The 13244-nt window shown below is 69.1% G+C and carries 10 protein-coding genes; 4 read left to right on the top strand and 6 right to left on the bottom strand.

The genetic code is table 11. From position 1 onward, the window contains the following. The 3 genes from MT490_RS09510 to MT490_RS09500 form a co-directional block, all read right to left on the bottom strand. A partial coding sequence (locus MT490_RS09510; RefSeq protein ID WP_297386467.1) for a right-handed parallel beta-helix repeat-containing protein occupies positions 1-8356 on the bottom strand: 8356 nt, incomplete at its 3' end. Between the two features lie 284 nt (positions 8357-8640). Further along, positions 8641-9615: a quinone oxidoreductase gene (locus MT490_RS09505; protein WP_297386469.1), complete on the bottom strand. Its 975-nt coding sequence runs from the start codon at positions 9613-9615 to the stop codon at positions 8641-8643. A gap of 110 nt (positions 9616-9725) precedes the next feature. Then, positions 9726-9938 (bottom strand): hypothetical protein, encoded by a 213-nt coding sequence (locus tag MT490_RS09500; protein WP_297386464.1) that lies wholly within the window; start codon positions 9936-9938, stop codon positions 9726-9728. Positions 9939-10095: 157 nt separating this feature from the next. On the opposite strand from MT490_RS09500, the gene MT490_RS09495 reads away from it, so the two are divergent. After that, positions 10096-10278: a hypothetical protein gene (locus MT490_RS09495; RefSeq protein WP_297386461.1), complete on the top strand. Its 183-nt coding sequence runs from the start codon at positions 10096-10098 to the stop codon at positions 10276-10278. A 53-nt stretch (positions 10279-10331) separates the two neighbouring features. Next, the gene (locus MT490_RS09490; protein WP_297386459.1) at positions 10332-10730 is read left to right on the top strand and encodes a hypothetical protein; all 399 of its coding nucleotides are present in this window, start codon (positions 10332-10334) and stop codon (positions 10728-10730) included. A gap of 19 nt (positions 10731-10749) precedes the next feature. Here the strand turns inward: MT490_RS09490 and MT490_RS09485 are convergent, their stop codons facing one another. The 3 genes from MT490_RS09485 to MT490_RS09475 all read right to left on the bottom strand — a co-directional run bounded on the left by MT490_RS09485 (position 10750) and on the right by MT490_RS09475 (position 12560). Then, entirely contained in the window at positions 10750-11025 is a 276-nt protein-coding gene (locus tag MT490_RS09485; RefSeq protein WP_297386456.1) for a hypothetical protein, read from the bottom strand. Positions 11026-11090: 65 nt separating this feature from the next. Next, positions 11091-11870 (bottom strand): hypothetical protein, encoded by a 780-nt coding sequence (locus MT490_RS09480; RefSeq protein ID WP_297386453.1) that lies wholly within the window; start codon positions 11868-11870, stop codon positions 11091-11093. A gap of 66 nt (positions 11871-11936) precedes the next feature. Continuing rightward, the gene (locus MT490_RS09475; RefSeq protein WP_297386449.1) at positions 11937-12560 is read right to left on the bottom strand and encodes a S24 family peptidase; all 624 of its coding nucleotides are present in this window, start codon (positions 12558-12560) and stop codon (positions 11937-11939) included. A 92-nt stretch (positions 12561-12652) separates the two neighbouring features. Here MT490_RS09475 and MT490_RS09470 point away from each other — a divergent pair, with 92 nt between their 5' ends. Together MT490_RS09470 and MT490_RS09465 are read left to right on the top strand one after the other, a co-directional pair. Then, complete coding sequence (locus MT490_RS09470; protein WP_297386446.1) at positions 12653-12835, top strand: hypothetical protein; 183 nt, start codon at positions 12653-12655, stop codon at positions 12833-12835. After that, positions 12832-13146, top strand: a complete 315-nt coding sequence (locus MT490_RS09465) for a hypothetical protein (RefSeq protein WP_297386443.1) — start codon at positions 12832-12834, stop codon at positions 13144-13146. The genes MT490_RS09470 and MT490_RS09465 overlap by 4 nt, the downstream gene beginning before the upstream one ends. Positions 13147-13244: the final 98 nt, after the last annotated feature.

Below are 13244 nucleotides of genomic sequence, written 5' to 3'. Positions count from 1 at the left end.
AGGTGAAGCTGCCGCTCGAGCCGTTGAGGATGTCGATGCCCGCGTCGCCGCCGTTGAGATTGACCGGGCCAATGAAGTTGTAGGTGCCGTCCGCATTGTCGAACTGCAGGCCGGTACCGTTGGTGACGTTCAGCGTCCCGGTCTGGAAGACGACCGCGCCACCGCTGTGGTTGAGGATCGAGACCGCGGCGGTCGCCGCGGTCGCATAGGTCATCGAGCCCGAATAAGTGACCGCGGCGGTCGAGTTGCGGATGTCGATGCCGATGCCGCTCGGGCTGACGATCGACGTGCCGGTGCCGAAGGTGAAGGTGCCGCTCGACCCGTTGACGATGTCGAGGCCCGCATCGCCGCCGTTCAGCGTCGTGGTGCCGGTGAAATTGTAGGTGCCGTCCGCATTGTCGAACTGCAGGCCGGTGCCGCTCGTGGCGTTGGCCGTGCCGGAGAGATTGACCGCGCCGGTGTGGCCGCCGCTGACGCTCAGCACCGCGTCGGCGCCGGCATAGTTGATGGCGCCCGAATAGTTGAGCGTGCTCGCGCCGCTGTTCGACAGGAGGATCGCCGCGCCCGTGGTGGTCCCGATCGACGAGGTCGCGCCGAAGCTGAAGCTGCCGGTCGCGCCGCCGGTCATGGTGATCGCGTTGGCGGCACCGTTGGCGACGCTCAGCGCATCGATGTCGAGCGCGCGCCCGGCCGCGCCCATGCCCGCGACATTCTGGGTCCCGACGGCGTTGCCGGTGCCCGAATAAACGAGGCTCGACAGCACGACATCCGCCGACAGATCGGTCAGGAGCAAGCCATAGGCGACGCCGTTCGCCACGTCGATCGTCCCGCCGCTGGTCGCGAAGCGGAACCCGCCGATGCCGGTGATGTCCACGCCGGTATCCCGGGTGGCGAGATCGAGATCGAGATCGAGGTCGCCCTCGGCCTGGGTGAGATAGAGGCCCACGCCGCCCACCCGGATCGCCGTCGTGCCGATATCCAGCGCGCCGCTGACGGCCTGGAAGCCTGCCGTGACGAGATCGGAATCGAAGACGACGCTGTCGCCGAAAAGGCCCGCGCTCTCGCCGTTTCCGCCCAGGATCGTGATGTCGTCGAGCGCGGTGACCGTCAGCGTCCCCGCGTTCGTGCCGTCGAGATTGAGGACAGCTCCGCTGGCGGAGGCGAGCAGCAGGTTGGTCAGCGAGACGCTCGTATCCGCCGCCGCGTCGACGATCAGGATGGCGTTCGAGCCGGCGCCGATGCTGCTGTTGCGGATCGTCGTATTGGCATATTGCCCGATGATGCCGATGCCGTTCGGCGCGTCGATGAGGATGCCGTCGACCACGGTGTCGGCGCCCAGCGAGAGCGTCGCCGTCGCGGCCGTCGTGGTGAGGACCGGTGCGCCCGAGCCGGTGAACGGATTGACGATCTGTCCGGGAGTGATTCCGAACAGGGTCAGGTTGGTGGGGCCGCCCGCCGGCAGGGTGAGCGTGTCGCCGTTCAGGAATCCGAGCAGCGACTGCCCGTTGCCGAGATCGAAGGTGCCGCCCGCGCTCGCCGCGTCGAGCACGTCCTGGCCGCCGGTCAGATCGTTGAGCAGGATGATGATCTGCGCGCCCGAGAGCTCGGCGTCGGCGAGGCTGCCCGGATCGGCCATGGTGCCCACGCCCGTGGCGCCCGCGGCGACGAAATAGGTGGTCGCCGAAGTCACCAGCCGGCTGGTGTCGCCGATCAGGTTGACGTCGGCGAAGTCGTAGTTCCCCACCGCGCCGTTGAGGCCGGCGATCTCGATCGGCACGCTGGCGTTGATCGTCGAGGCCGCGCCGTCGGCGTCGGTGTTCGATCCGTCGCCGTAGCGGAAATTGCCGGTGATCGCGGCGTTGGTCAGATCGACGCCGATGCCGACGCCAGTGATCGTGCTGCTCTCGCTGACGATGATGTTCGCCGCGGTGGTCGAGCCGGTGAGGTCGATGCCCTTGCTGCCGACGGTCGAGGTGCCGGTGATGTCGAGCGTCTGGAAGGTGACGTTGCCGAGCGCGCCCGTGAGGTCTACCGCGGTCTGGTTGGCGCCGATGCCGATGTCGACATTGCCGAAGCTGATCGATCCGGCCGAATCGGTGATCACCGAGATCACCGCGCCGCCCGACAGCTGCACGTCGCCGAGCATATTGGTGCCGTCGGCATCGTTGAACAGCACGCCCGATCCCGCGCTGGCGCTGATCGTCGCCTGCGAGAAGTCGAGCACGCCGCCGGTCTGCCCGTCCACCACTAAATTGTCGGTGTTCAGCCCTTGGCTGAGGCTGCCGAGATACGTGACGTTGGCGTCCGAATTCTCCAGCATGAAGTTGGCGACCGTGCCGTCGGTGACGCTGGTGCCCGCGCCGAAGGTGAAGCTGCCCGAGGAACCGCTCGCGACGTGGATCCCCGCGTCGCCGCCGTGCAGCGTGGTCGTGCCGGTGAAGGAATAGGTGCCGTCGGCGTCGATGAACTGCAGGCCGGCGCCGCCGGTCGCGTCGATCGTGCCGTCGTGGAAGCTGACCGTGCCGGTGTGCGAGATGACCCCCACCGTCACGTTGGAAGCGGGCCCGCTGGTGATGTCGCCCGCATAATCGAGGTTGACCGCGTCGCCGAGCAGGACGGCCATGCCGACATTGTCGGTGATCGATGCGTTGGCGAACACATAGTCGCCGCTACCCAGGAGGGCCAGCCCGCCGTCGGTGAGGCTGAGGCTGCCGACGTTCAGCACCGGCTGCGCTGGATCGGCGGCAGTGTTGGTGGTCATGAAGATGCCGCCGTCGACGGCGGTGATGCTGCCGAAATCGAGCGCCAGCGCGGCGTTCTGGGCGACCAGCGCCGCGTCGCCGTCGGTGTCGATCGATCCCGAGCGGACGACCGCGGTCAGATCGGTGTTGCCGACCAGCGACACGCCGACGCCGTTGGCGTTGAAGACGCTCAGGCCGGTGAGGTCGAGGCTGCCGTCGCCGACGATGTCGACGCCGAATCCGTCCACGCGCGCGCCGGCCGCACCGACCGTCAGCGCGCCGACCACGGCCTGCGCGCCGGCGGTCGCGAGATCGGCGTCGAACACTATGTCGGTGGCGAACAGGCCGCCGAGCTCGCCATTGCCGCCCGCGATGGTGATGGCGTCCAGCGCGGTCACCGTCAGCGAGCCCCCGCCGCTGCCGTCCAGCTCGAGCACGACGCCGCCGTTCGAGGAGAGCTGCAGGTTGCTCAGCGCCACGCTGGCAGCGGCACCGTTGTCGATCAGCTGGATCGCGCCGCCGTTGCCGGAGATGGTGCTGTTGCGGATCGTCACATTGGCGACGCCGCTGCCGAACACGCCGATGCCGCCGCCGGCGCCCGCGGTGCCGATGATCACGCCGTCGATCGTATTCGACCCACCGAGCACGACGGTGTTCGCGCCCATGGTCGTGGTGGTCAGGACCGGCGCGCCCGATCCCGCATAGGGGTTGCTGATCTGGCCCTGCGGCACGCCGTAGAGCAGCAGGTTCGCCGGGGCGCCGCCCGGCAGCATGAGCGTGTCGCCGTTCAGGAAGCTGAGGAGCTGGCGCCCCGCCGCCAGGTCGAACGAGCCGCCCGCGTTCGCCGCGTCGAGCGTGTCCTGCCCGCCCGTAGGATTGTTGAGCAGGATGATCGTGTCGGCCGCGGACGCCTCGGCGCCCGCCAGGCTGCCCGGATCGGCCATCGTGCCGACGCCGCTCGCGCCCGCCCTGACGAAATAGAGTGTGCTCGACGAGGTCAGCGCACTGGTGTCGCCGGTGAGCGCCACGTCGAGGAAATTGTAGCTGCCCGTCCCGACGTTGATCCCGGTGATGACGATCGGGACGACTGCGTTGATCGTCGATGCCGCGCCGTCGGCATCGGTGTTCGAGCCGTCGCCGTCGCGGAAGCTGCCGGTGATCGCGGCGTTGGTCAGGTCGACGCCGACGCCGACGCCGGTGATGCTGCCGCTCTCGACGGTGGTGAAATTGCCCGCGAAGGTCGCCCCGGTCAGGTCGATGCCGCGCGTTCCGGTGGTCGAGCTGCCGGCGATGTCGAGCGTGTTGAAGCTGATCGTGCCCGACATGCTGCGCGCGTCGACGCCGGTGGTGTTGGCGCCGAGGCCGACGATGTCGACGTCGCCGAAGGTGATCGAGCCGGTGCTGCCGGCGCCGATCACGATGCCGACGGTGCCCGGATTGGCAATGAGAGTGGCGCCGCTGACCAGAACCGATCCGTCGACATCGGCGAGCGTGACGCCGCTGCCGCTGCCGCTGACCGCGATGCTGCCGATCGTCACGCTGCGGCCGGCGGCCACGCCGTCGATCGAGACGCCCGCGCCGCCGCCGCTGATCGACGCGCCGGCGACCGTGACGTTGCCCAGCGCGTCCTGGATATTGAGCCCGGCGCCGACCGCTCCGGAGAACCAAAGCGCGCCGAGCGAGACCGCGCCGCTATTGCCGTTCAGCTCGACCCCGTCGCCGCCGCTTCCGACAGCGCTGATCGCGCCGAGCGCCACCGCGCCATTATTGCCGACGACCTGGACCGCGTCACCGCCGCTGCTGGTCACGTTGATCGAGCCGGTCGTCACGGTGCCGCTGTTGCCGCTGATCTGGAGCGCCGCGCCGGCGCTGCTGCCGACGGTGATCGCGCCGACGGTCACTGCCGCGCTGTTGCCGTTGATCGCGATGCCGGTCCCGACGCCGCTGCCGCCGACCGCGACGCTGCCGATGGTGACCGCCCCACCGGTCACGCCCTGCATGGCGAGCGCGCCGCCCGCCGAATTGCCGGTCGAGACCGCGCCGAAGCCGATCCCGCCCGACGCCACGTCGAGAAGCGAAAGCGCCGCGCCGGATCCGGTCGCGGCAATGTCGACATCGCTGGCCGAGACGGTGAGCATCCCCGCCCCGGCGCCACTCAGCGCCAGCGTGGTGCCCGCGGTGGAGGCCAGGTCGAGATGCGTCAGCTGGACCGAGCTGGTCGCGCCGCCGTCGCTGATCGCGATCGCGCCGGTCGCGCCCGAGATGTTCGAATTCTGGATCCGGACATTGCTGACGCCGCTGCCCTCGACGCCCACATCGCCGCCGGCATTGCGGATGACGAGCCCGTCGATGGAGCTGTTGCTGGCGAGGTTGACCGTCGCCGCGCCGGCGGTGCTCGTGGTGAGCACCGCGCCGCCCGAGCCGGCATAGACGTTGGTGATGCCGCTGGGGCCGAGGCCCGAGACCGTCAGGTTGGCCGGCAGGCCGGCGCCGCTGACCGCGAAGAAATCGCCGTTCAGGAAGCTGACCAGCGACTGCCCCGCCGCAAGATCGAACGATCCGCCCGCGCTCGCCGCGTCGAACACGTCCTGCCCGCCGGCCGGATCGTTGAGCAGCACGATATATTGCGCGCTAGAGGCGTCCGCCCCGGCCAGGTTGCCCGGATCGTTGCGCGTGCCCGCGCCGGTCGCGCCGACGCGCGCATAATAGGCGCTGATGCCCGCGCCGGTGAGGTTCGAGGTGTCGCCCACCAGATTGGCGTCGGCGAAATTGTAGCTCCCGTTGGAGCCGTTCATCTGCGCGATGACGATGGGCACGTTCGCGCTGATCGTGCTGTTCATCGGCGTGGCGTTGCCGTCGCCGAAGCGGAACTGGCCGGTCATGTTGGCCTGGGTCAGGTCGACGCCGATGTTCACGCCCTGGATCGTGCTGCCGGCGATGGTCATCACGTTGCCGGTATTGGTCGATCCGGTGACGTTGATGCCGGTGCCCGTCCCGGTGCCGGTGATGTCGAGCGTGTTGAACAGCACCGTGCCGTGCGTGTTGCGCACGTCGACGCCGTTGAAATTGCCCAGCCCGGTGATGTCGACATCGCCGAAGGTGACCCCGCCCGGAACGGTCCCGATGACGATGCCGTTGGCGCCCGGATTGGCGATCGTCACCAGCCCGGCGAAGTTGATCGAGCCGGCGAGCCCGTTCAGCGTGATCGCGTCGCCGACGGTGCCGGTGAGCGTGATCGCGCCGAAGCTGATCGCCGAGCCCGCCAACGTGTCCTGGACGAGGATGCCGCCGCTGCCGCTGATCGGCCCGGTGAAGTTGATCGTGCCGCTGGTGTTGAAGATCGCGACGATCGGCGAGGCGCCGGCCGCGTCGGTGATCGATCCGGCGAACACCAGGCCGGCGCTGCCCCCGCTGCCCGCGACGCCCTGCTCGCCGATCCGGACCGAGCTGCCGCCGCTGTTGGTGATCGTGCCGCCGTTGACGCGCACGAGGCCCGTCGAGTTGAGGATGACCAGCCCGTCGCCGCCGCTGTTCGAGATCGTCAGCGTGCCGATGGTGAGCGCATTGCCGCCCGTCCCGCCGCCTTCGACCGTATCGAGGATCACGCCCGGCCCGGCCGCGCCGACCGAGCTGACGGCGGCGAAGTTGAGGTTGATCACCAGCGGGTCGAGATCCACGGCGGTGCCGCCGACGGTGTCGATCGTGCCGTCGAGCGTCGCGAGGGTGAAGCTGTTGACCTTCGAATTGACGACGCGGAGGCCGGTGGCGCCGGTGTTGGCGATGTCGAGATCGGCGAAGCTCAGGCTGCCGGTGACGTCGGTGAGGAAGACGCCCTGCCCGTTCACTCGCGCCGCGGCGGTGCCGACCTGCATCCGGCCGGCATTGACCGCCTGGATGCCCGCAGTCGCGGTGCTCGCGTCGAAGGTCGCCGAGCGGACGCTGAGGCCGCCGGTCTCGCCGTTGCCGCCCTGGATCGTGATCCCCGAGAGCCCGGCGACGGTGACGGTGCCCGCGCCCGATCCGTCGATGTCGAGCACGTTGCCGCCGGTCGCCGACAGCGTGAGGTTGGACAGCGAGGCGGTGAGGTTCGCGCCGCCATCGTTGATGTCGATCGCGCCCGCGCCGCCCGAGATCGTCGAATTGGCGAGCGAGACATTGCTGCCGCCGTTGATCAGCACGCCCGCGCCCGCGCCGCCGCGGATGGTCAGGCCGGTGAGCGACACCGCGCCGAGCGTGTTGGTGAGCGAGAGCCCGGCGCCGCCGGTATTCTCGATCGTCACGCGATCGAGCGCGAAGCCGCCGACGCCGTTCGCGGCGATGCCGACGCCCGAGCCGCGTACGGTCACGTCGCGGACCACCGAGCCCTGGCCGAGCGTCACCGCCGCGCCCGCGGCATTGGTCCCCACGATCACGCCGTTGGTGCCGCCGAGCGCGAACTGGGTGGTGCTGCCGTTGCGCAGGCGCACGTCGACCGCGCTCGCGCCGCCGAGCAGATACTGGTCGGTGGCGAGCGTGACGCCGCTCGTGCTGATATTGCCCGCATTGCCGAGCGCCACGACGACGCCGTTGGTGCCCGCGCGCGTCACCGCGTCGTTGAGCGTCGTGGGAGCGGCCAGCGTTCCCGCCGCGCCGGTGACGCCCGCGCCGTTCGCATAATAGAAGCCGCCGAACTGGTTGCCCGTGCGCGCGTCGACCGCGAAGCGGCTGGAGGTCAGATCGGTGTAGCGGCTGCCCGAGCGCGCGACATAGTCGCGCCGCACGCGATCGCCCATCTGGCGGTCGAGCCCGGTCGGCGACGCGCCGCGATCGCCCGCGCGCCCGCCGAACGGAATCGAGAGACGCACATGCGCGCGCGCATCGGTGCCGAAGCGATTGTCGTGCTCGACGACGCCGCCGAAGGTGAAGCGCGTCCCTCTGTCCTTGTCCTCGATGTCTAGCTCGAGTCCGCCGCGGACGCCGCGATAGCTCTCGTCGGCCTTGCGGTCCCAATAGTCGAAGCCGCCCACGGAGCCGCGGATGCTGGCATTGCCGCCCACCGGCAGGCGCACGCCCGCCTCGCCGTTGAAGCCCTGGAGCGGAATCGCCTCGAGCCGGAAGCCGCTATACCGCTCGACCAGCCGGTTGTTCTCGAGCACCAGCGCGCCCGAGCCCGCGGCGTTGGGATCGATGAAGCCGATCGTCCGCGTCTTGCTGAGCGGCAGGCGATAGTTGACGCGGACGTCGAACACCGAGGAGAAGCCCTCGAGCCCCATCGACAGCGCCGCCTGATCGCGCGATCCGATGTCCGAGCGGTAGAAATCGGCGCCGACATTGACGCCGATCGCGGTGTCCTCGCTGGTGCGGAAACGCGCGCCGACCGTGGCCGAACCGTTGCGATCGAAGCGCTGGTCATAGCCGATGCGGCCGTCGACATAGACGAGGCTCGAATCGTTCTGCGCGATCGGAGCGAAGAGCGAAGTCGAGACGCCGATGTCCTTGCCGGCCTGGGCCTCGGCCTCGGCGCGCGGCTTCCAGTTGGGGGCATCGCTCGTCTGCGCCCAGGCGGGCGCCGCGGCCGCCAGAACGGCCCCGGTCAGGCACGTCGAAAAGAGCCGCGCCTTGCTGGACTTGCGCATGAATATTCCCCCTGTTCGCCAGCCGCGCGCAGCAGCTGACGCTCCCTATCAAGCGTGCACGTTGACTCGCCCGTCTGAGCGGACGTTGTCGAACCCCTCGGCGACACCTGGTTAAGGGGTAGCACAGCACGAAACGGGCAACAAGCGACGGCTCCGTACGAAAAGCCAGCCGCGTAGACCAGGAACGCACGTTTTCAGTCAAAAGTGGGACAGTTTATTTCCGCGGTTCTTGCAGACCCTAGAGCGTTGGAGTTGAAACAGTTTTCCTCCAGATATGCGCATGACTAGGGCAGCAGGATAGTCGAGCCTATCGTCTTTCCTGCTTCGAGCGCGCGATGCGCCTCCACGACATCTTCCAACGCGAAACGCTGGCCGATCTCGGCGCGCACGGCCCCGCTCTCCAGCATCGCGAACAGCCTCGCCGCGCCCGCGGTACGCTCCTCGGGGGTCGCATAATAATGGAACGACGTGGGCCGGGTGACGAACAGCGAGCCGTGGCGGCTGAGCGCGGCCAGGTCGACGCCTTCGACCGGCCCGCTGGCATTGCCAAAGCTGACGATCAGCCCGCGCCTACGGGCCGAGGCGAGCGATGCTTCCCATGTCGCCTTGCCGACCCCGTCGAACACCACCGCCGCGCCCTCGCCGCCGGTGATCTCGCGCACCCGAGCGGCGATGTCGTCGGTGCGCGACAGCAGTACATGGTCTGCGCCTGCGGCGCGCGCGGCTGCGATCTTCGCTTCGTTGCCGACCGTCCCGATCACCTCCGCGCCGACTGCCTTGAGCCATTGGACGAGGATCTGGCCGACCCCGCCCGCCGCAGCGTGGACGAGCGCCGTCCAGCCCGGCTGGACGCGGGCGCAGCGTTCGACGAGGAACTCGGCGGTACATCCCTTGAGCAGCACCGCCGCCGCGGTCTCGTCGTCCACCGCATCGGGGAGCCTGAACAGCGAGGCGGCCGGCAAATTGCGCGCAGTCGCATAGGCGCCGATCGGCGGGCCGAAGGTCGCCACCCGGTCTCCGGCCTTGAAGTCGGTGACGCCCTCACCGACCGCCTCGACGACGCCCGCCGCCTCCTGCCCGAGTCCGCTGGGCAAGGGCACTGGATACAATCCCGAACGGAAATAGGTGTCGATGAAGTTGAGCCCGATCGCGGTATTGCGCATCCGCACCTCGCCGGGCCCCGGCGGCGACAAGTCGACATCGGCCCAGCCGATCACCTCGGGCCCGCCCGTCGCCTCGATCCTTGCAATCCGCTCCACGCGCGCCTCCATGCAATGCACCGGCCAGCCCCATAGGATGAACGGCTTGGAGTCTGCCAGCACAAGCAGCGGCACCCGTCAGCGGGTCATTTGCGTCGGACGTCGGCTTCCTAGTGAATCGTCCCCACCGCGCGTGGGATCGACAGGAGCAGGACCAGCCGCTCGATCTGGCGCCAGCGGCAGAAATGCACGTGATTGCCCAGATCGCGGCTGCGATCGGCGCGCGCCGCGGCTTCGGAGCCGGCGTCGTCGCCGAACGCGCGGATCAGCTCGGCGGCATCGGCGACCTCGTGGACGTCGGCGAGATAGGGCATCTGTTCCATGGAGACTCCGGCTGCGCGCGATCCTGCGGACTCGACATCCTGCCTATCTCATAGAAATCTAAAGCTTTCGCGGCCCAGCAAGGTGAAGCGCCGCTAACCATTTCACGCGTCCGGCGTGACGGTGGCGCGCCGGGCCGGGACGCGGTAAGGGGCCGGAATGGCAAATCCCTCCTCGCGCACGCCCATGGCCGGCGGCTTCCTGCTCGCGCTCAGCCTCGTCGCCGGCACCGTCGTCGGGGCGGGCCAGGGACAGGCCTCGATCGGCTTCGTGGCGGGCCTCGGCGTGGGGCTGCTCCTGCTCCTCGCCATCTGGCTGATCGATCGCGCCCGGACGCGCTGAACGTGCCGAACGCCTTCAGCCCTTGTTCAGCCGACATGTGCCAAGCCGCGCGCATGCCTAAGCTCGTCAAATCGCTGATCCTTGGCGCGACGCTTCTCGTCGCCCCCGCAGCCATCGCGCAGGAGACTCCCGACGCGAAACTCGCCAAGATGCTGGAAGGCCGGGTCGCGGGAGCGCCGGTGGACTGCATCAGCCTCACCCAGGCCAGGTCGAGCCAGATCGTCGACGGCAAGGCGATCGTCTACGAGGTCGGCAGCCGCCTCTATGTCAACATACCCAGCTCGGGAGCGGAATCGCTCGACCAGGATGACGTGCTGGTGACCAAGACCATCGGCACGCAATTGTGCCGGATGGACTCGGTCAGCCTCGTCGATCGAACCACGCGATTCCCGCGCGGCTTCGTGTTGCTCGGGAAGTTCGTTCCCTACACCAAGGTCAAGGCCGCCCGCTGAACGGCAGGCCGGGTTCGGCTCAGCTGCGCTGCACCCGCGCCGCGCGCACCTTGCCGTCGGCGCCATATTCGATCCGATAGGTCTCGAAGCTCGGCCCCGTCGCGCTGCGGCCGAGGAAATAGATATCGGCGACCGGCCCGGTCGAATCGGGCTCGCCGAGCAGCGAACGCACCGTCTCGCGCGTCGCGCCCGGTACGATCCCCGCATCGTCGAGCCCGGAGACCATCGCGCCGCGGCGGCTCTCGCCGTCGTAATTGCCGCGCTCGGCCGCCCAGCCGGCCTTGTCGAAACCCATCTGCCCCCCTCCACAGCCGGCCAGTGCCAGCGCCAACGTCAATCCCAACATGGACGCACGGCCTGTCACGAACCGTTGGCGCTCGCATCGCCCTTGGGCGTGTTGATGACGCCGTTCGCGGGCGTCGGATCGGCCATGCCGTGCTGCCCGCGTGCCACCTGATCGCTCGGCGCGAGATGGCCGCTGCGGTCGACGACCATCAGCTCGCCATTGTCGAGCGCCTTCTGGACGAGGTCCGCGAGTTCCGCGGGCGAGGCGTTCGGGTTCTCGACGGCGATCCGGCGGCCGACTTCGTTGTTGTACAAATCCATCGCCTCCCGCACCGCGCCGTTGCCCGGCAGCCCTTCATGCGCCGTGGTGAACTGCTTCGTCCAGTTCTCGCCGAACTCGGAAGTGAGGCGGGCGTTCCAATAGGCATGGCGGAAGGCGTCGGTATGCCCGTCATTCTTGGGATAAGCGCGCTCGGCGAGCGCCCGCTCGTCCGCGGGCAGCGCATCGATCTGGCGCTGCGCCTCGACAGGGATCGTGCTCGGCGGCGGCACGCGCTGCTCGGAGACCGAGAAGGCCTCGTCGGCGATGTTCTTGAAGGTGTTGAGGCCGACGAAGCCGCGGTCGCGCGTGAGATTGTCGAGCAGCTTGCCCTCGGTCTCGGTGATCGTCCGCGTGCCGCCGAGGCCGCCCAGGGGGATCGCCCCGAACAGGCTGGGGCTCCACTCGATCACCTTGTCGTCGGGCACCTGATAGGTGCGCTCGACCTGCTTCGGATCCGGCCCGCCCGTCACCGGCGCCGCCGCGCGCGTAGCCATCGCCTGCGTGGCGCCTCCATCGATTCCCGATGCGAACATGATCCATCTCCAGCTTATGCCGCGCCTTGTCCCCGATGCGGCGACGGCGGGCCATAAGCGCTTCGACTAGAGCAGCGCCCGCCCCAGCCAGGCCACGCGCCCGATCACTTCCACCTCCGCCCCGCGGCAAAGCCGGGGCGGCCAGGCGGGATTGTCGCTGACCACTTCGACGCCGCCCACCGCGGCACGCAGCCGCTTGACCATCAGCACGCCGTCGAGCCGGATGACGAAGATCCCGCCCTTCCCCCGCACCTCGCGCCGATCGCGATCGACGAGAATCTCGTCGCCGTCGGACAGGGTCGGCTCCATCGAATCGCCCTCGACGCGGATCATCGAGGCGGCTGCCGGGCGAACCCCGAGCTGGCGGAGCAATGCCTGCGAGAGCGCGCCCGGGCGCCGCGCCGCCTCGTCCTCGGCCAGGCGCCCCGGCCCCGCCGACGCGCCGATATCGAGCCGGGCGATCTCCGCCAGCCCCTCGGCCTCGCGCCCGCCCAGCCGCGCCTCGGGCACGCCGAAGAAGCGCGCGAGCAGCGCGCGATCGCGCTCGGCCAGTTCGCGCGGGGATCCGCGCCGGACATATTGCTGGAGATAGGCGGCGTTGCGCCCGATCACGCGCGACAGCTCGGCGAAGCTGGCGCCCTGCTCCGCCATCAGCGCTTCCAGCGCGGCCCGTTGCGCGACCGGTTCCATGCCTGTTTCATACGCGTAGGATTTTTCCTAGACAAGTAGGAAATGAAGAACAAAACAGGATCATAGTCAGCGACTCGCATGAGGAGAAGGGCATGTCGGTGCATCGCAAGATCGAGAAATTCCTCCGGCGGGCGGACATGCCCGCCACCAAGTTCGGTCGGCTGGCGCTCGGCGATCCCGGGCTCGTCCGCGACCTGCGCAACGGTCGCGAGCTGCGCGCGCCCACGGTCGCGAAGCTCGAGGCCTTCCTCGCCGAACAGGAAACGGCGCGATGAGCCGCGGACCCGACGCCGCGACCCTGCTCGAACGCGCGTTGCTCGCAGGAGCGGAGGCCGCGGGCTGCCCCCTCACCCTTACCGCCGCCGAATGGACGCGCTGGGCGAGCGCGACCTTCACCGGCGCGCGCCACATGCTGACGCTGAGCGGCGCGGCGAGTCCCGCGCTGGACCACTGGCTGGTGGGATTGAGCGAAGCCGAGTTCGCGCTGCGCAACCATCTGGTCGCCGACCTCAGCGTAACGCGCGTGACGCGCGCGGACGGCGTGGCGACGATCGCGCTCGAGGCGCTGACCGTGGAGGAGCGTTAGATCGTATCGACATTCAAATTCCCCCTCCCTGCAAGGGAGGGGTTAGGGGTGGGTTGGCACCGGCCGGGGCTCGATGCCCCGGCCGGTGCCTTTTGCGG

It is taken from the genome of Sphingomonas sp. (assembly GCF_026460985.1).
In the GTDB taxonomy this organism is placed as follows: Bacteria; Pseudomonadota; Alphaproteobacteria; order Sphingomonadales; family Sphingomonadaceae; genus Sphingomonas.
This window is presented reverse-complemented; position numbering and strand designations above follow the sequence as displayed.

Bases quoted from the DNA above. Each gene is read 5' to 3' on its own strand.
- MT490_RS09500 (WP_297386464.1), bottom strand. From the start codon at position 9,938: ATGGAACAGATGCCCTATCTCGCCGACGTCCACGAGGTCGCCGATGCC.
- MT490_RS09495 (WP_297386461.1), top strand. From the start codon at position 10,096: ATGGCAAATCCCTCCTCGCGCACGCCCATGGCCGGCGGCTTCCTGCTC.
- MT490_RS09490 (WP_297386459.1), top strand. From the start codon at position 10,332: ATGCCTAAGCTCGTCAAATCGCTGATCCTTGGCGCGACGCTTCTCGTC.
- MT490_RS09485 (WP_297386456.1), bottom strand. From the start codon at position 11,025: ATGGGTTTCGACAAGGCCGGCTGGGCGGCCGAGCGCGGCAATTACGAC.
- MT490_RS09480 (WP_297386453.1), bottom strand. From the start codon at position 11,870: ATGTTCGCATCGGGAATCGATGGAGGCGCCACGCAGGCGATGGCTACG.
- MT490_RS09475 (WP_297386449.1), bottom strand. From the start codon at position 12,560: ATGGAACCGGTCGCGCAACGGGCCGCGCTGGAAGCGCTGATGGCGGAG.
- MT490_RS09470 (WP_297386446.1), top strand. From the start codon at position 12,653: ATGTCGGTGCATCGCAAGATCGAGAAATTCCTCCGGCGGGCGGACATG.
- MT490_RS09465 (WP_297386443.1), top strand. From the start codon at position 12,832: ATGAGCCGCGGACCCGACGCCGCGACCCTGCTCGAACGCGCGTTGCTC.